This is a genomic window from Pantoea sp. JK (assembly GCF_026130245.1).
Classification (GTDB): domain Bacteria; phylum Pseudomonadota; class Gammaproteobacteria; order Enterobacterales; family Enterobacteriaceae; genus Pantoea; species Pantoea trifolii.
Window position 1 is genome coordinate 82,581 of sequence record NZ_JAINFN010000002.1, and the last position, 17,357, is coordinate 99,937.

Sequence of the window (17,357 nt, forward strand, 5' to 3'; positions counted from 1 at the left end):
ATGAGTATAAGTACACCGATGTTGGTGACCTTTATCGTTTATATCCTTGGGATGGTGTTAATCGGTTTCATTGCTTACCGTTCAACCAAAAGTTTTGACGACTACATTCTCGGCGGACGCAGTTTAGGTAGCGTGGTCACCGCGTTGTCTGCCGGTGCGTCCGATATGAGCGGCTGGTTATTGATGGGCTTGCCGGGCGCGATTTTCCTTTCTGGTATTTCAGAAAGCTGGATCGCCATCGGCCTGATTATTGGCGCATGGCTGAACTGGCGCATCGTTGCGGGACGTCTGCGTGTCCAGACCGAGCATCACGACAATGCGTTAACCCTGCCAGACTTCTTCTCCAGCCGTTTCGAGGACAACAGCAAACTGCTGCGCGTTATCTCGGCGGTGGTGATTCTGATCTTCTTCACTATCTATTGCGCTTCTGGCGTGGTCGCCGGTGCGCGTCTGTTTGAAAGCACCTTTGGCATGGATTACCAGACCGCGCTGTGGGCCGGTGCCGCAGCCACCATTCTGTATACGCTGGTGGGCGGTTTCCTCGCGGTGAGCTGGACCGATACCGTGCAAGCCAGCCTGATGATTTTCGCGCTGATTCTGACGCCGGTGATTGTGATTGTCGCGGTCGGTGGCCTGGATGAATCGATGGCGGTGATTGAGGCGAAAAGCCTTGAGAATCTCGACATGCTGAAAGGGCTGAACTTTGTCGCGGTGATTTCGCTGCTCGGTTGGGGCCTCGGCTACTTTGGCCAGCCGCATATTCTGGCGCGCTTTATGGCAGCCGATTCGCATCACACCATCCGCACTGCGCGTCGCATCGGCATGATCTGGATGATCCTGTGTCTGGCGGGTGCGGTTGCCGTCGGCTTTTTTGGTATCGCTTATTTCCAGAACCATCCAGAGCAGGCGGCTAACGTAAGCCAGAACGGCGAGCGCGTGTTTATTGAGCTGGCGCGTATTCTGTTCAACCCGTGGATTGCCGGAATCTTACTCTCTGCGATTCTGGCGGCGGTGATGTCTACGCTGAGCTGTCAGCTGCTGGTGTGCTCCAGTGCCCTGACCGAAGACTTGTATAAAGGCTTCCTGCGCAAAAATGCCAGCCAAAAAGAGCTGGTGTGGGTAGGGCGCTTAATGGTGCTGCTGATTGCGTTGATCGCTATCGCGCTGGCGGCCAATCCGGAAAACCGCGTACTCGGCTTAGTCAGCTATGCGTGGGCGGGCTTCGGTGCCGCATTCGGTCCGGTGGTGTTGTTCGGCGTGTGCTGGAAGCGTATGACGCGCAATGGTGCGCTGGCCGGTATGGTGGTGGGTGCGCTGACCGTGTTGCTGTGGAAATCCTACGGCTACACCGATTTGTACGAAATCATTCCTGGCTTCGCCTTTGCCAGTATCGCAATTGTGGTGTTCAGCCTGCTGGGTCGTGGCCCATCTGAAGCCGCGCAGCAGCGTTTTGCCGCAGCCGAAGCCGAATATCAGAGCAAATAACCCGTAGGGTCGCCATTCATGGCGACCTCATTCCGACATCGCTAAAAACCCAGGTGCGCATCAATGCGCACCTTACAAAACCCCTTCACCAACCCGCAAAATCAAAATTAATTTCCCGCTGTGACTTGTATTTCTTCTTGCGATAATGATAATCGATATCGTTCGCACTTTACGTTTTTTTACCCAAGCTTTACTCTTCTTAAAATTCAAGAGGTTGGTGATGTTCGTTCCCTTTCTCATCATGCTGCGCGAAGGTCTGGAAGCAGCGCTCATCGTCAGCCTGATTGCTAGCTATCTCAAACGTACCCAGCGCACCCAATGGTTTCCCGCCATGTGGGCTGGCGTATTTATTGCTGCCGCACTCTGCTTAGCGTTGGGCATCTTCATCAATGAAACCACCGGTGAGTTCCCGCAAAAACAGCAGGAGCTGTTCGAAGGCATTGTCGCGGTGATTGCCGTGGTGATCCTGACCTCGATGGTGTTCTGGATGCGCAAAGTCTCGCGCAATATCAAAGCCACGCTGGAAAAGTCGGTTGATCAGGCGCTGCAGAAGCAGGGTAGCAGCGGCTTTCCGCTGGTGCTGATGGTGTTTCTGGCGGTGGCGCGTGAAGGGCTGGAATCAGTATTCTTCCTGCTGGCCGCCTTCACTCAGGATGTCGGGTATGCGCCGCCGCTCGGCGCGGTGCTCGGCCTGGCAACCGCTGTAGCGCTGGGCTTTTTGCTCTATTACGGCGGTATTCGCCTCAACCTCGCGCACTTTTTCCGCTGGACCAGCTTGTTCATTTTGTTTGTTGCTGCCGGATTGGCCGCCGGTGCCATTCGCGCCTTCCATGAAGCTGGGTTGTGGAATCACTTCCAGGCTGTGGCGTTTGATATGAGCAACACGCTCTCAACGCACTCGGTATTCGGCACGCTGCTGGAAGGGATTTTGGGCTATCAGGAAGCGCCAAGCGTCAGCGAAGTGGCGATGTGGCTCATCTATATTATTCCAGCGCTACTGCTGTTCTTCTTCCCGGCGCGACCTTCGATCAACGCGGCGCGTACCACTCGCTGAAATTAAATCAGGCGCGATTGCGCGCCTGTTCTTCCATGTAACAGGGATATCACTATGACGATTCGCTTCCGCCGTAAGGCGCTGTTGGTTGCTATGCTGGCGCTTTCCGGTGCCGCTTCTGCTGCTGCCGTCCCGCAAGTCACGGTTACTGTGACCGACAAACAATGTGAGCCGATGTCGCTCAACGTGCAGGCCGGTAAAACCCAGTTCATCATCAAAAACAACAGCCAGAAAGCGCTGGAGTGGGAGATTTTGAAAGGAGTGATGGTGGTGGAAGAGCGTGAAAACATCGCGCCAGGCTTCAGCCAGAAACTGACCGCCAATCTGGAAGCGGGCGAATATGACATGACCTGCGGCCTGCTGAGCAACCCGAAAGGCAAGTTGGTCGTCAGCGGTGACGCGAAGAAAGCGGCATCCGGCAAACCGGATGTGCTGGAACTGGTTGGCCCTATCGCCGACTACAAAGTCTACGTGATGAACGAAGTGAAAGCGCTGGTGGCGGGCACCCAGGCGTTTACTGATGCGGTGAAAGCCGGTGATGTCGAGAAAGCCAAAGCCTTGTATGCGCCAACGCGCGTGCATTACGAGCGTATCGAACCGATCGCGGAGTTGTTCTCTGACCTCGATGGCAGCATTGATGCCCGTGAAGATGACTTCGAGAAGAAAAACGAAGATCCGAAATTCACTGGTTTCCATCGCCTGGAAAAAATCCTGTTCGCCGATAACACCACCAAAGGTGCCGAAGAGTTCGCCACTAAACTGAACCAGGACGTGCTGGATCTGCAAACCCGCATCAGCGAACTGGCGTTCCCACCGGCGAAAGTGGTCGGCGGCGCGGCCGGTCTGATTGAAGAAGTGGCCTCCAGCAAAATCTCGGGTGAAGAAGACCGTTACAGCCGTACCGATCTCTCTGACTTCCAGGCCAACATTGATGGCGCGCAGAAAATTGTTGATCTGCTGCGTCCGCTGCTGCAGAAAAACAATCCGCAGCTGCTGGCGAAAGTGGATGCCAACTTCAGGAAAGTGGACGGGATCCTCAGCAAATATCGCACCAAAGACGGCTTTGAGTCGTACGAAAAACTGACCACCGCTGACCGTAACGCGCTGAAAGGCCCGATTACCACGCTGGCGGAAGATCTCTCTCTGCTGCGTGGAACCTTGGGTCTCGACTGATCATGAGTGATAAAAATGACGCGGCGCAGCCGTCGCGTCGTCGATTATTGCAGGGATTAGGCATGTTGGGCGGCGCGGCCGCCCTCGGCGGCGGTTGTCCGTTCCACACGGCAGCCGCCGACAGCTTCTCTCCCGGCACGGTTGCACCCAATTCGCGCCAGCAGGCGCAACCTTTTTACGGCGATCATCAAGCCGGGATCGTGACGCCGCAGCAGGCCTCGATGATGCTGGTGGCGTTTGACGTGCTGGCCAGCGATAAAGCCGAGCTTGAACGCCTGTTCCGCTTACTGACCGAGCGCTTCGCGTTTCTCACGCAAGGTGGACCCGCGCCTGCAGTCACCAATCCGCAGTTGCCGCCAATGGATTCGGGAATTCTCGGTGCCGATATCGCACCCGATAATCTCACCATGACCTTGTCGGTGGGCACCTCGCTGTTTGATGAGCGCTTCGGCCTGAGCAAGCACAAGCCGGTGCAACTGCAAACCATGACGCGTTTTCCCAACGATTCGCTGGATGCTGAACAGTGCCACGGCGACCTGCTGCTACAGATTTGCGCCAACACGCAGGACACGGTGATTCACGCGCTGCGCGATATCATCAAACGTACGCCAGATCTGCTGGCGGTGCGCTGGCGTCGCGACGGCTTTATTGCCGACCATGCGGCGCGCAGCAACGGCAAAGAAACGCCAATCAACCTGTTGGGATTCAAAGATGGCACCGCCAATCCTGATACGCATAATCCAGCGTTGATGAACCAGCTGTTGTGGGTTACCGACGAGCAGCAGGAACCGGCATGGACGCGTGGCGGCAGCTATCAGGCAGTGCGCATCATCCGTTTTCATGTCGAAATGTGGGACCGCACGCCGCTCGGTGAGCAGCAAACCATCTTTGGCCGTGAGAAGTTATCGGGTGCGCCGCTCGGCATGAAAAACGAGCATGACGTACCGGATTACAGCAAAGATCCCGATGGTGACTTGATTGCGCTGGATGCACATATTCGTCTCGCCAACCCACGTACGGCGCAAACCGATAGCAGCTTGATGCTGCGGCGCGGTTACAGCTATTCCAGCGGTATTACCGGATCGGGCCAGTTGGATATGGGTTTATTGTTTGTTTGTTATCAGCATGATTTAGCCAAAGGCTTTATTACCGTGCAGCAGCGCCTCAATGGCGAAGCGCTGGAAGAATATATTCGCCCGATTGGCGGCGGATACTTTTTCGCGCTGCCGGGCGTGGCGGATAAAAACCATTATCTCGGGCAATCTTTACTGCAGGCCTGATTAATAAATGAGCAGCGCCTGCGTAGGCTAGCGATACGCAGGCGCGTTTGTTAAACATTCCTTAAACTTTACGCTGGATGCAGCCGCTTCCGAATGTTCCTAAAAAGTTCTACCACCCGCCAATAAAATATCCATCTGATAAATCTACATAATTTAATTTAAGGTAAAAGACCTCAGGCTTCGCTTATCTTTTTTTCTTTACCGGGACGTAAAATTAATGTTGCAAACCACCGTAAATATGATGCACTTTATTCATAAGCGTTGTCAGTTGTGTGGCTAAGCCACTGGAGTTCGCGCATGATTCGTCTCTCTCTGGGACAGTTAAATAGTTTCAACACACGCAGTACACTGCGGGGCATTTCTTCCCTGCTAAATAACCTCTCTACTTTTCAAACGTCATTCTCGTTCAATCTCATTTTCTTTACCGGTGCGCGCCTGCGTCTCGGCGCTGATGCGTACCATTCTCACTGGCTCGACACGGCTTACAAGGAAGCCAACTAAACCTCTAAAGCGTTCAAGTCATCGCCGCGGGTGATCCGCCGCGATAAATGAAACCAACTGTAAGGTGCCACTATGGGAAGACAGAAAGCAGTGATCAAAGCACGTCGTGAAGCAAGACGCGTTATTCGTAGCGACTCTCGCAGTCACCGTCAGCGTGAAGAAGAATCGGTCACTTCGCTGGTGCAAATGGGTGGGTTGGATTCGATTGGTATGGCACGTGATGCACGTGACCGCGGGCCGATTGAAGCCAGAAATGAAGCTCAGGCACACTATCTCCATGCCATAGAAACGAAACAGCTTATTTTCGCCACCGGTGAAGCCGGCTGCGGAAAAACCTGGATTAGCGCAGCCAAAGCGGCTGAGGCCCTGATCAATAAGGATATCGAAAGGATTATCGTTACGCGCCCGGTTCTGCAGGCGGATGAAGATCTCGGTTTCCTCCCCGGAGACATTTCCGAGAAATTCGCGCCTTATTTCCGACCGGTATACGACGTTCTGGTTAAACGTCTCGGCGCTTCCTTTATGCAATACTGCCTGCGGCCCGAAATTGCCAAGGTAGAGATCGCGCCCTTCGCCTACATGCGTGGACGTACCTTTGAAAATGCGGTGGTGATCCTTGATGAGGCACAAAACGTCACCGCCGCACAGATGAAGATGTTCCTGACTCGCCTGGGGGAAAACGTGACGGTTATCGTCAACGGCGATATCACCCAGTGCGACCTGCCGTCCCATGCCAAATCTGGCCTCGCCGATGCGTTAGCGCGCTTTGAAGAGGATGAAATGATTGGTGTAGTGCGTTTCGGCAAAGAGGATTGCGTCCGTTCAGCGCTGTGCCAACGCACGCTGCACGCTTACAGTTAACCGTTTGATTGAGAATGTAGCTTAAGTAAAACCCGGCGCGCGCCGGGTTTTTTATTGTGTACCTCCTCGGCTCGACACCATCCCCCTGCGGTAACAATTAGCGCCATTGTATTATTGATACCTGTAAAAGTATCTCTGGTAATAAATGACACTCCAGGTCAAAAATAATTTTAAGAACAATCCTAGTCACTTTATCAGGGTGCATCAGGGGCTTAACTCAAATCATAAGAAATTTCCTATATAAATCAGACAGAAAAGATCATCTCGCTTTATTGCCTTCCTAAAATTACAGCTATATATTCGCGCGGTAACACACAGGGAAAGTGTGCCTACGCGTGCTTTCCACGCCATTTTTACAAGGAGTAAACATGAGCAACTCTTACCAGAATGAAATCCCCAAAGCCCGTATCAATCTAAAACTCGACCTGCACACAGGTGGGGCGGCGAAGAAGACCGAGCTGCCACTCAAACTGCTGGTGACCGGCGATTTCAGCAACGGCGCGGAAGACCGCCCGCTGTCTGAACGCGAAAAAATCAACGTTAACAAAAACAATTTCAACAGCGTGCTGGCCGATATCGCGCCTGCGGTGACCTTTGCCGTGCCAAATACCCTGGCCGGCGACGGCAGCGAAGAGAACGTGGCGCTGAACTTCCGCGACATGAAAGACTTCGAGCCGGAGCAGGTTGCCCGCCAAATCCCTCAGCTGCGCGCCATGCTGGCGATGCGCAATCTGCTGCGCGACCTCAAATCCAACCTGCTGGATAACGTCACCTTCCGCAAAGAGCTGGAAGCCATCCTGAAAGACCCGGCACTCAGCGACGAACTGCGCAGCGAGCTGTCTGCGTTAGCCACCGATCAAGCCTGATCATCCCCGTAACGGACTATAGAGAGAGAATGCTGATGTCAGTTCATAATGAAAGCCGTACCGCCGGTGAAACCACCGTGCTGGATCGCCCCGCTGCGGGCGGCGTCTACGCGTCGCTGTTTGAAAAAATCAACCTCAACCCGGTGTCAGAGCTGAGTGATCTCAACGTCTGGCAGGACAATCAGGCGATGTCTGATGCCACCGCCGACGAGCGCGTCACCGCTGCGATGCAGGTATTCCTGACGCGTCTGAAAATCAGCGGCGCGAAAGTGGAAAAGCTGGATAAAAACCTGCTGGATCATCACATCGCCGAGCTGGATCGCCAGATCAGCCGCCAGCTGGATGCTGTAATGCATCACGACGAGTTCCAAAAAGTGGAATCCGCATGGCGCGGCCTGAAGTCGCTGGTGGATAAAACCGACTTCCGCCAGAACGTGAAAATCGAAGTGCTGGACGTGTCGAAAGACGACCTGCGTCAGGACTTTGAAGACTCGCCGGAAATCATTCAGAGCGGCCTCTATCTGCAAACCTATGTTGCCGAATACGACACGCCGGGCGGCGAGCCGATTGGCGCGGTGATTTCGGCTTACGTATTTGATGCCTCGGCGCAGGACGTGGCGCTGCTGCGCAACCTGTCGAAAGTGGCTGCTTCTGCACACATGCCGTTTATCGGTTCGGTCGGCCCACAGTTTTTCCTCAAGGACTCAATGGAAGAAGTGGCGGCGATTAAAGACATCGGCAACTACTTTGACCGCGCCGAATACATCAAGTGGAAGTCATTCCGTGACACCGATGACTCACGCTACATCGGCCTGACCATGCCGCGTGTGCTCGGTCGTTTGCCGTATGGCCCGGATACCGTGCCGGTGCGCAGCTTCAACTACATCGAAGAGGTGAAAGGCCCGGACCATGATAAATACCTGTGGACCAACGCCTCGTTCGCCTTCGCTGCCAACATGGTGCAGAGCTTTATCAGCAACGGCTGGTGCGTTCAAATTCGTGGCCCGCAGGCCGGTGGTGCGGTGCAGGATCTGCCGATCCACCTGTACGATTTGGGCACCGGCAATCAGGTGAAAATCCCGTCTGAAGTGATGATTCCGGAAACCCGCGAGTTTGAGTTCGCTAACCTCGGCTTCATCCCGCTTTCGTATTACAAGAACCGCGATTACGCCTGCTTCTTCTCGGCTAACTCAACGCAGAAACCGGCGCTATACGACACCGCTGATGCGACGGCCAACAGCCGCATCAACGCGCGTCTGCCGTACATCTTCCTGCTGTCGCGTATCGCGCACTACCTGAAGCTGATCCAGCGTGAAAACATCGGCACCACCAAAGATCGCCGCCTGCTGGAGCTGGAACTCAACACTTGGGTGCGCACGCTGGTGACCGAGATGACCGATCCGGGCGACGAGCTGCAATCCTCGCACCCTCTGCGCGATGCGAAAGTGCTGGTGGAAGACATCGAAGACAACCCGGGCTTCTTCCGCGTCAAGCTGTTCGCCATCCCGCACTTCCAGGTGGAAGGCATGGACGTGAACCTGTCGCTGGTATCTCAGATGCCGAAGGCCAAGGCTTAAGGCGCAGGAGGCGCGATGAAAATCTACCGACCGTTATGGGAAGACGGGGCGTTTCTGACGCCGCAGCAGTTTCAGCAGCAGTCGTTGTGGGACGCTCACGTCGCCGACACAGTGGCGCGTATGGGCCTGGCGCATCCGTGGGGCGTGGTCCATGCGGAATTTGACGATGGCGCGCTGGCGCTGTCACATCTCAACGCCACCCGCCTGACGGTGCGCTTTCCCGACGGAACGCTGACGGACACCGCGCTCTCCGACAACCTGCCACCGGCCTGCGACCTGTCCGTTGCAGCCGGCCAGGAACAGGTTGAAGTGGTGCTGGCTTTGCCGTTGCTGAGCGCCAATGGCGGTAATCTCGACGACGGCAGCGACAGCGAACGTCCGCGCCGCTGGGTGGCCGGTCGTGAAGAGGTGCAGGAGCTGGCGGGGCAGGAGCGCACCGGCATTGCCGTGCAGCGTTTTGCTCTGCGTCTGCGTCTTGCGAATCAGGAAAACGGCGCGTATCTCACCTGTCCGGTGGCGCGCCTTGTGCGTAACGCGCAGGGACAGTGGACACGCGATGCGTCATTTATTCCACCAATGTTGTCGCTGTCGGCCAGTCCGGCGGTGCTGACAGCGCTGGGTGACCTGCTACATCGTCTGAGTGCCCGCCGTCAGCGACTGATGGCGCTGCGGCGCGAGAGCAACGAGCGCATGGCCGATTTTGCTGTCGCCGACGTCTCGCTGTTCTGGCTGCTCAACGCACTGAACAGCGCCGAGCCGGTGCTGCTGGAGTTGTTCCAGTCACCAACCCGTCATCCGGAACTGCTGTACCGCGAGCTGGCGCGCCTGGCTGGCGGCCTGCTGACTTTCTCTCTCGAACACGATGCCGGAAATATCCCGGCTTATCGGCACGACGCGCCGGAGCAGGTGTTTCCGCCGCTGTTTTCGCTGCTGGATTCTTTGCTGGAAGCCAGCCTGCCATCGCGCGTCATCTCCATCGACCTAAGCCGTGAAGGCGTGCTGTGGAAGGGGCGATTCCACGACGCGCGGCTGCGCGAAGGGGCAGATTTTTATCTGTCGGTGCGCTCCACACTGCCAAACCACGAGCTGCAGAGCCGCTTCCCGCTGCTGTGTAAAGCAGGCAGCCATGACGACGTGTCGGAGGTGGTCAACATCGCGCTCAGCGGCATGACCATCCGCCCGCTGCCGCATGTGCCTGCCGCCATCCCGCTGCGTCTGGAAAATCAGTACTTTGCGCTAGACCTGTCAACAGCGGCAGCGCGCGCCATGCTCGATTCCGGTGGCTGCACCTTCTACACCCCGGAATCGCTGGGCGAATTGAAACTTGAACTCTATGCGGTACTGCGCTCATGAACAGCAATAACGCGCTGACCGAGCGCCTTTTCTTTGCCGGCTGGCTAATGGTCAGCCAGCTACGCTGCGGTCAGCAGATTGACAATGGCGATGCGCTCTATCGTCGCGCTACCGGCTGGGTGAACGATGCCCGCCAGGCGCTGACGGAGGCGGGTTTTAGCGAAGCCAATCGCGACCACATGCTGTACGCCTTTTGTGTGTTGCTGGACGAAGCGGTGTTGAACCGCGGTCAGCAGGATGACGGCTGGCTGCGCTGGAGCCGTGACCCGCTGCAGGTGCGTTTCTTTAACTCGCTTAACGGTGGCGAGGCGTTGTGGGAACGTATTCGCGAATTGCTGCGCGAACCCGCTGCGGACGAGACGGTGCTGACCTGTCTGTATCGCACGTTACAACTGGGTTTTGTTGGTCATTACCGCGAGCAGGATGATGAACGCCGCGAGGACGTGGTGCGCGAGTTGGCGACGCGTGTGCCACCGTTTGCCCTGGCGCAGGATGCGCCGCTGGTGGTGCGTCCGGCAGGCATGCGCACAGGTCGCCGTTTTTACTGGATGAGCTGGGTGGTCGTCGCCGTGCTGCTTGGCAGCCTGTGGTTCGTCCTCGACGGCTGGCTGGCTCAGATGGTGTCCGGCATTGCGGGGATGAACAAGTGAGAAGCGGGATCGGCAACTTCGCCCTGATCGTGCTGGCCGCGTTGCTTACATTGTGGCTGATCCTCGGCTTCTGGCCGCTTTCGGGCATTACTGCGGCGGCGCTGTGCCTGCTGGTGTTGCTGGTCGCCGGGCTGATGCTATGGCGGCAGGCACGCCAGCGTTATGTGGAAATCGCTGTGGCCGATGATCGTCTGCCGCCTGAAGATTTTCGCGGTGCGGTAGTGCTGGTGTGTGGCGACAGTGCATCGCTGTTCTCCGGCAATCAGCCGCGTGAAACCGTGCAGGGCTGGTATCTGCCGGTTGATGCGCCAGAACAGTTGACTGCGATGGCCGACTACATCACCACTCAGCGTCCGGCTCTGCTGCCACAGGTCTCGCTGTTGCTGACAGTGGTGCCGGAGCAGCACACGTCTGCTGAAGACTTTACTTCCCACTTTCACGGCTGGCAGCGTGCGCTGCTGCAGTGCCGTCGCGTGCTGAAGTGCGCGCCACCGCTGTGGACTGCATGCTGGGTATCACACCCGAACCACGAAGCAGAATGGTTCAGCATCACGCCGGGCCAGGGGGCGCTGCAGGCGTGCATCGCCGGCAACGATACGATGCCGCTGACTGAATGGTTCCGGGAGCAGCCGTCGCGCCTGGTGCAAATGCAGTGGCTGGACAGTCTGCTGATGTGGCAGGAAAAGCACCTTACGCCACTGACGCAGATGAAGCCATGCCGCGCCGGGATTTGCCTGACGCCGGTAACGGCGCTGGTGGACAACCTGTGGGAGCAGCATCTTACTGGGCTGACCACGCTGCCTTATGCACCCGCAGGCACCGATGTCGCGCTGCCATTGCCGGATGCGCTGCTGGCTGGCTTGCCGCGCAGGCAGGGCGTCAGCCGATGCCTGAGGCTGGCGCGCGCGGCGGGCATGATTGTGGCGGTGTTTCTGGCGCTGGCGCTGCTGGCATCGTTCCTTAACAACCAGCGGCTAATCCGCACTATTGGTGACCATCTGACGCTGTGGGCACACCTGTCTGGTGAACCGGCAGAGCCGAAGGTTCACGCGCGCGCGCAGTTAATCGCCGATCGCACACTGCTTGATGGCTGGCAGCGCGGCGGTGAACCGCTTCGCCTTGGCCTGGGACTGTATCAGGGCATGCGCCTGTTCGCGTCGGTCGACGCCGCCATCAACAGCTGGGCGCCTCCGCCGCCTCCGCCGCCGGTTATCCAGCAGATTGTTGAAGGGCCGAAGACCGTGCGCCTCGACAGCCTGTCGCTTTTTGACTCCGGTAAATCTGACCTGAAAACCGGCTCCACCAAAGTGCTGGTCAACGCGCTGGTCGGCATCAAGGCGAAGCCGGGCTGGCTGATTGTGGTTGCGGGTTATACCGACGATAGCGGCAATCCGGCGCTGAACCAGCGCCTCTCGCTGAAGCGCGCCGAATCCGTGCGCGACTGGATGCGCGACACCGGCGACGTAGACGAAAGCTGCTTCGCGGTGCAGGGCTTCGGTCAGAGCCGCCCGATTATGAGCAACGACACGCCGGAAGGCCGCGCGGCCAACCGGCGCGTTGAAATCAGTCTGGTGCCGCAGGCCGACGCCTGCCAGGCAGCGGACGCAATCCCTCCGTCATCACAGGATGGTGACGGCAATCATGAAGAAAAGGAGTAACACATGGCAATTCCGGTTTATCTGTGGCTGAAGGACGACGGCGGTGCGGACATCAAGGGATCGGTGGACGTGCAGGACCGTGAAGGCAGCATCGAAGTGGTGGCACAGCAACATAACCTGTACATCCCGACCGACAACAACACCGGCAAGCTGACCGGCACGCGTATTCACACGCCGTTCCTGTTCACCAAGGAAATCGACTCGTCCAGCCCGTACCTTTACAAGGCGGTCACCACCGGCCAGACGCTGAAGTCTGCCGAGTTCAAGTGGTATCGCATCAGCGACGCCGGCCAGGAAGTGGAGTACTTCAACACCAAGCTTGAGAACGTGAAGGTGGTGAAGGTCAATCCGGTGATGCACGACGTTAAGGACCCGTCGAAAGAGAAACACAACCATCTGGAGCAGATCGAGCTGCGCTACGAAAAAATCACCTGGACATATAAAGACGGCAACATCATTCATTCCGATTCCTGGAACGAACGCGCCACCGCCTGATTACGCGTCATATCTCGCGCCGCAGGTGCGTTGGCTGCGACACGAACTATTTAGCGTAATACCTCCGCCGGGCCGGGATTTTTACACCCGGCGGATCGTAGGGTCGCCATTCATGGCGACCTTAATACCCACCACGCCAGATGCCTGGTGATTTCATCCCCGACGGGTGAAACCACAAGTCATTTCCACCTCAGACCTGCTGACCTTATGCGCATCGGTACACGGCGACGGGCGGTAGCGTGCCCCCAATCAGGAGAATTTTGCTATGGACAGTCAGTCAGCCGCGCTTCTGCGCCGCCTCAACCCGTTCTGCGCTCAGGCGCTGGAAGCCGCCGCGTCGCTATGCCAGACCCGCGCGCACACAGAAATCCAGCCGGAACACTGGCTGCTCAAGCTGCTGGAGCAGGGCGAGGGCGACATCACCGTCATCGCGCGCCGCTACGAGTGGGATATGGACGCCATCTGGCAGGATTTGCTGGCGTTTCTCGACCGGCAGCCACGCGCGGTGCGCGGGCGTCCGCAGCTTTCAGCTTCTCTTGAAGCGCTACTGAAGCAGGCGTGGCTGATGGCCTCCGCATCTGATAATTCCCCACAAATCCGCAGTATCCACCTGCTTATGGCGCTGTCTGAGCAGCCAAAACTTGCGCAGTGCGAAGGTCTGTGGCCGCTGCTGAGTTTGCGCATGAGCCAGTTGGGGCGTTTACAGCCGATGCTCGAAGCACAGTCCGACGAGCGTGCGGAAGCGGAGCCGCCGGAGATGCCGATCAGCACTATCGAGAAAGCTCCCGCAGGCGAAGCCAAAGCTGCATCAACCGAAGCTCTAACTCGTTTCACCCGCGACGTCACCAGTGACGCGCGTAGCGGAAAAATCGACCCGGTGTTTGGCCGCGACAACGAAATCCGCCAGATGGTCGATATCCTGTCGCGCCGCCGCAAGAACAACCCGATTCTGGTCGGCGAGCCGGGTGTCGGCAAAACCGCGCTGGTCGAAGGGCTGGCGCTGCGTATCGCCGAAGGCAACGTGCCGGACAGTTTGAAGCCGGTGAGCGTGCATACGCTCGACCTTGGCATGCTGCAGGCGGGGGCGGGCGTGAAGGGCGAGTTCGAGCAGCGCCTGAAAAATATCATCACCGATGTGCAAAACGCGCCGCATCCGGTGCTGCTGTTTATCGACGAGGCGCACACCATCATCGGCGCAGGCAACGCAGCGGGTGGCGCCGACGCAGCCAACCTGCTGAAACCGGCGCTGGCACGCGGCGAACTGCGCACCATCGCGGCCACCACGTGGAGCGAATACAAACAATATTTTGAGAAAGACGCTGCGCTGGAGCGCCGCTTCCAGATGGTGAAAGTCGACGAGCCGGACGACGATACCGCGTGCCTGATGCTGCGCGGCCTCAAGTCGCGCTACGCTGAACATCACGGTGTACACATCACCGACGCGGCGGTGCGCGCCGCCGTCACGCTGTCGCGCCGCTACCTTACCGGCCGCCAGTTGCCGGACAAGGCGGTTGACCTGCTCGACACCGCCGCCGCGCGCGTGCGCATGAGCCAGGACACCACGCCGGAAGCGATTACCCGTTTAAGAGCGAAGCTGGACGCGTTGAACATTGAGCAGCGCGCCATCCTTGATGATGAGGCGCTAGGTGGCGCTATCTCGCAGGAACGACTGGCCGAAATCGCCGGCCTGATTGCGGTAACCGATGAAGAGCTGGAGGCGCTGGAGCAGCGCTACGGCATCGTGCAGTCGCTGATGCAACAGATGCTGGAAGATCGCAAAGATGCCAGCCAGCGCAGCGCCATCGCACAACTCCAGACTGACCTCGACGCGCTGCAGCCCGGCGAGCCTCTGCTCACCGCCGACGTGGACGCGCGCATCGTGGCGGGCGTGATTGCCGACTGGACCGGCGTGCCGCTGTCGTCGCTGATGAAGGACGAGCAGGCCGAACTTCTGACGCTGGAAAACCAGCTCGCCACCCGCGTGGTCGGGCAGGACGCGGCGCTTAACGCCATCGCCCAGCGCCTGCGCGCCTCGAAAACCGGACTCACCTCGGAAAATGGCCCGCAGGGCGTGTTCCTGCTGGTCGGCACCAGCGGCACCGGCAAAACCGAAACCGCGCTGGCGCTGGCGGATTTGCTGTACGGCGGCGATAAGTCGCGGATTACCATCAACCTCAGCGAATATCAGGAAGCGCACACCGTTTCCCAGCTCAAAGGCTCGCCGCCGGGCTACGTCGGCTACGGCCAGGGCGGCATCCTCACCGAAGCGGTGCGCAAGCGCCCGTACAGCGTGGTGCTGCTCGACGAGGTGGAAAAGGCGCATCGCGACGTGATTAACCTGTTTTATCAGGTGTTTGACCGTGGATTTATGCGCGACGGCGAAGGGCGCGAAATCGACTTCCGTAACACCGTGATCCTGATGACCTCGAATCTCGGCAGCGACGCGCTGATGCAGCTGCTGGACGAAACCCCGGACGCGAGCGAATCCGAACTGCAGGAGTGCCTGCGCCCGATCCTGCGCGACCACTTCCAGCCCGCGCTGCTGGCGCGCTTCCAGACGGTGATTTACCGCCCGCTGGCGCGCGACGCGATGCGCATCATCGTGGAAATGAAGCTCAGCCAGGTCAGCAAACGTCTGCAGCGTCATTACGGCATCCGCACCAGCATTGGCGAAGGTCTGCACGAGATGCTCACCAACGCCTGCCTGCTGCCGGACACCGGCGCGCGCAACGTCGACAGCCTGCTCAATCAGCAGATTCTGCCGGTGCTGAGCCAGATGATTTTGCAGCACCGCGCCAGCGGCACCTTAGGCAATAGCCTGACGCTGGATACCAATGAAGAGGGTGAAGTGAGCTTTATCTTCTGAACACGTGACGTTTTTAATAACAAGGAGTGTGTATGAAAACTCAAAATATCCCCGTTTCACCTGCCTTTATCGCGATTTCCTGGATTGCCATGCTTGGCTGCACGCTGGTTTATCTGGCGGGCCTGTGGCGCGCGGAGATGGAGCTGAATGAAAAAGGCTATTACTTCGCGGTGCTGATCCTCGGACTGTTCGCGGCGGTTTCGCTGCAAAAAACCGTACGCGACCGTTTGGAAGGTATTCCGACTACACACCTTTATCACATGGTTTGCCTATTGGCCTTCACTATTGCCGTGGTGTTGCTGGTTGCTGGGCTGTGGAATGCAACGCTGATGCCGAGCGAAAAAGGCTTTTACGGCGTGTCATTTTTCATGGCGTTATTCGGTGCTGTAGCGGTACAGAAAAACACCCGTGACAGCGTGAGCAGCGGCGTGGATGAAACGCCGGCGGAACCTCAGGCCTGATATTCCCGGACTCTCCCGCTGCCGTCGCGGTGGCGGGAGAACGTTGACGCCAGGAGGGCGGTGTAATGATTTTGGGTGAGTAAGCATGACAGATAAAGCTAGAAAAGCGGCTATTAAAGAGGGGAGCCTGCGCTTGATGACCGCAGGTGAAATACAACTTGCCAAAAAGGTGTTTGGCGAGAAGATCTCTTACGGCAAGGTCTGGATCCATCATGACAGTTATTTGCCTTTTGGCCTACAGCATGAGCGCGTCGCCATGACACCAAATGGTGAAATATATTACAGAACCGCGCTATACAGGGCTGATTTCTCTGACCTATTACAGAGTGATATCGCTGACATGCATGTATTTATTCATGAACTCAGTCATGTCTGGCAACGTGAAAGAGGCATGTGTGTCATCTGCCGGGGAGTGGTCAGTTTTATGGCTGATTACACCTATGACCTTGATGGTCGGTTATTGAGTGAATACCCGATGGAACAGCAAGCTCAGATTATTGCTGATAACTACATTCTCTCCGAATGGGGATTTGACCGCTGGAATCAATTTAGAATGTATAATTACGTTAAATTAATCAAGGCTATGAGTGAGACTGAAGCCAGTGCAGCATATAAAGTAGCTCTTAGAGGGTTTCCATGGTGAAGCATTTACAAAACTATTTTATTAGCTTACTCACATGCTTATTTCTGATCGGATGTACTTTGGGAGAAGAACAGGTTGGGTTTAAGCGTGATACAAATATTATTCTGGTTAAGGATATGCTTTGTATTAGCACTCCCCAAAATGATTCGTATTATTTGAGCATCATTTCTATAAAAAAAAAGGATGGTTCAGGATTAAGGAAAACGTACGCGGGAAGTGAGTTGTTAGCAGTGAATACTAAGCGTTGTCTTTCATCATCACAGTGGCCTATGGTAGAAAATACTGCATATACCATTCATTACACTTTGCTTTCAACCTCAACGAAACTCCCTGCCTTTAGAAAAGTCGCATCCATAATGGTTATAGATGGGAGGGTTTTAAATTTAAAGTTATATAACTCCGATTATCTTCCCTCTTTTATTTCTGAATGATCT

16 protein-coding genes are annotated in these 17,357 nt (G+C 56.8%); all 16 read left to right on the forward strand.

From position 1 onward, the window contains the following. The 16 genes from putP to PanJK_RS04940 all read left to right on the forward strand — a co-directional run bounded on the left by putP (nucleotide 1) and on the right by PanJK_RS04940 (nucleotide 17,354). Nucleotides 1-1,485 (forward strand): sodium/proline symporter PutP, encoded by a 1,485-nt coding sequence (gene putP, locus PanJK_RS04865; protein ID WP_256696726.1) that lies wholly within the window; start codon nucleotides 1-3, stop codon nucleotides 1,483-1,485. A 220-nt stretch (nucleotides 1,486-1,705) separates the two neighbouring features. Further along, nucleotides 1,706-2,539: an iron uptake transporter permease EfeU gene (gene efeU, locus PanJK_RS04870; protein WP_256696725.1), complete on the forward strand. Its 834-nt coding sequence runs from the start codon at nucleotides 1,706-1,708 to the stop codon at nucleotides 2,537-2,539. 54 nt (nucleotides 2,540-2,593) lie between these two features. Continuing rightward, nucleotides 2,594-3,712 carry an iron uptake system protein EfeO gene (efeO, locus tag PanJK_RS04875; RefSeq protein WP_256696724.1) on the forward strand — a complete coding sequence of 373 codons (1,119 nt, stop codon included), beginning with the start codon at nucleotides 2,594-2,596 and terminating at the stop codon, nucleotides 3,710-3,712. Between the two features lie 2 nt (nucleotides 3,713-3,714). Continuing rightward, entirely contained in the window at nucleotides 3,715-4,992 is a 1,278-nt protein-coding gene (gene efeB / locus PanJK_RS04880; protein WP_265297627.1) for an iron uptake transporter deferrochelatase/peroxidase subunit, read from the forward strand. Between the two features lie 297 nt (nucleotides 4,993-5,289). Beyond that, nucleotides 5,290-5,493, forward strand: a complete 204-nt coding sequence (locus PanJK_RS04885; protein ID WP_061718478.1) for a hypothetical protein — start codon at nucleotides 5,290-5,292, stop codon at nucleotides 5,491-5,493. Nucleotides 5,494-5,565: 72 nt separating this feature from the next. Next, on the forward strand, nucleotides 5,566-6,354 hold the full coding sequence (gene phoH, locus PanJK_RS04890; RefSeq protein WP_008105319.1) for a phosphate starvation-inducible protein PhoH: 789 nt from the start codon (nucleotides 5,566-5,568) through the stop codon (nucleotides 6,352-6,354). Between the two features lie 368 nt (nucleotides 6,355-6,722). Further along, complete coding sequence (gene tssB / locus PanJK_RS04895; RefSeq protein WP_265297634.1) at nucleotides 6,723-7,220, forward strand: type VI secretion system contractile sheath small subunit; 498 nt, start codon at nucleotides 6,723-6,725, stop codon at nucleotides 7,218-7,220. A 29-nt stretch (nucleotides 7,221-7,249) separates the two neighbouring features. Then, a complete protein-coding gene (gene tssC, locus PanJK_RS04900; protein WP_265297636.1) occupies nucleotides 7,250-8,797 on the forward strand; it encodes a type VI secretion system contractile sheath large subunit in 1,548 nt (515 codons plus the stop codon). A gap of 15 nt (nucleotides 8,798-8,812) precedes the next feature. Next, nucleotides 8,813-10,150, forward strand: coding sequence for a type VI secretion system baseplate subunit TssK (gene tssK / locus PanJK_RS04905; protein ID WP_265297638.1), 1,338 nt, complete (start codon nucleotides 8,813-8,815; stop codon nucleotides 10,148-10,150). Continuing rightward, nucleotides 10,147-10,800, forward strand: coding sequence for a type VI secretion system protein TssL, short form (tssL, locus tag PanJK_RS04910; protein WP_265297640.1), 654 nt, complete (start codon nucleotides 10,147-10,149; stop codon nucleotides 10,798-10,800). The genes tssK and tssL overlap by 4 nt, the downstream gene beginning before the upstream one ends. 134 nt (nucleotides 10,801-10,934) lie before the next feature. Next, the gene (locus PanJK_RS04915; RefSeq protein ID WP_414858935.1) at nucleotides 10,935-12,458 is read left to right on the forward strand and encodes an OmpA family protein; all 1,524 of its coding nucleotides are present in this window, start codon (nucleotides 10,935-10,937) and stop codon (nucleotides 12,456-12,458) included. A 3-nt stretch (nucleotides 12,459-12,461) separates the two neighbouring features. After that, entirely contained in the window at nucleotides 12,462-12,953 is a 492-nt protein-coding gene (gene hcp, locus PanJK_RS04920; RefSeq protein ID WP_064741351.1) for a type VI secretion system effector Hcp, read from the forward strand. Between the two features lie 265 nt (nucleotides 12,954-13,218). Beyond that, nucleotides 13,219-15,819 carry a type VI secretion system ATPase TssH gene (gene tssH / locus PanJK_RS04925; RefSeq protein WP_265297648.1) on the forward strand — a complete coding sequence of 867 codons (2,601 nt, stop codon included), beginning with the start codon at nucleotides 13,219-13,221 and terminating at the stop codon, nucleotides 15,817-15,819. Nucleotides 15,820-15,851: 32 nt separating this feature from the next. Next, a complete protein-coding gene (gene yiaA, locus PanJK_RS04930; RefSeq protein WP_265297650.1) occupies nucleotides 15,852-16,280 on the forward strand; it encodes an inner membrane protein YiaA in 429 nt (142 codons plus the stop codon). A gap of 85 nt (nucleotides 16,281-16,365) precedes the next feature. Then, nucleotides 16,366-16,923, forward strand: a complete 558-nt coding sequence (locus PanJK_RS04935) for a type IV secretion protein Rhs (RefSeq protein WP_265297652.1) — start codon at nucleotides 16,366-16,368, stop codon at nucleotides 16,921-16,923. Further along, nucleotides 16,917-17,354, forward strand: coding sequence for a putative T6SS immunity periplasmic lipoprotein (locus PanJK_RS04940; RefSeq protein ID WP_265297654.1), 438 nt, complete (start codon nucleotides 16,917-16,919; stop codon nucleotides 17,352-17,354). Before PanJK_RS04935 ends, PanJK_RS04940 begins: the two co-directional genes overlap by 7 nt. Nucleotides 17,355-17,357: the final 3 nt, after the last annotated feature.

Bases quoted from the DNA above. Each gene is read 5' to 3' on its own strand.
- putP (WP_256696726.1), top strand. From the start codon at position 1: ATGAGTATAAGTACACCGATGTTGGTGACCTTTATCGTTTATATCCTT.
- efeU (WP_256696725.1), top strand. From the start codon at position 1,706: ATGTTCGTTCCCTTTCTCATCATGCTGCGCGAAGGTCTGGAAGCAGCG.
- efeO (WP_256696724.1), top strand. From the start codon at position 2,594: ATGACGATTCGCTTCCGCCGTAAGGCGCTGTTGGTTGCTATGCTGGCG.
- efeB (WP_265297627.1), top strand. From the start codon at position 3,715: ATGAGTGATAAAAATGACGCGGCGCAGCCGTCGCGTCGTCGATTATTG.
- PanJK_RS04885 (WP_061718478.1), top strand. From the start codon at position 5,290: ATGATTCGTCTCTCTCTGGGACAGTTAAATAGTTTCAACACACGCAGT.
- phoH (WP_008105319.1), top strand. From the start codon at position 5,566: ATGGGAAGACAGAAAGCAGTGATCAAAGCACGTCGTGAAGCAAGACGC.
- tssB (WP_265297634.1), top strand. From the start codon at position 6,723: ATGAGCAACTCTTACCAGAATGAAATCCCCAAAGCCCGTATCAATCTA.
- tssC (WP_265297636.1), top strand. From the start codon at position 7,250: ATGCTGATGTCAGTTCATAATGAAAGCCGTACCGCCGGTGAAACCACC.
- tssK (WP_265297638.1), top strand. From the start codon at position 8,813: ATGAAAATCTACCGACCGTTATGGGAAGACGGGGCGTTTCTGACGCCG.
- tssL (WP_265297640.1), top strand. From the start codon at position 10,147: ATGAACAGCAATAACGCGCTGACCGAGCGCCTTTTCTTTGCCGGCTGG.
- PanJK_RS04915 (WP_414858935.1), top strand. From the start codon at position 10,935: ATGCTATGGCGGCAGGCACGCCAGCGTTATGTGGAAATCGCTGTGGCC.
- hcp (WP_064741351.1), top strand. From the start codon at position 12,462: ATGGCAATTCCGGTTTATCTGTGGCTGAAGGACGACGGCGGTGCGGAC.
- tssH (WP_265297648.1), top strand. From the start codon at position 13,219: ATGGACAGTCAGTCAGCCGCGCTTCTGCGCCGCCTCAACCCGTTCTGC.
- yiaA (WP_265297650.1), top strand. From the start codon at position 15,852: ATGAAAACTCAAAATATCCCCGTTTCACCTGCCTTTATCGCGATTTCC.
- PanJK_RS04935 (WP_265297652.1), top strand. From the start codon at position 16,366: ATGACAGATAAAGCTAGAAAAGCGGCTATTAAAGAGGGGAGCCTGCGC.
- PanJK_RS04940 (WP_265297654.1), top strand. From the start codon at position 16,917: ATGGTGAAGCATTTACAAAACTATTTTATTAGCTTACTCACATGCTTA.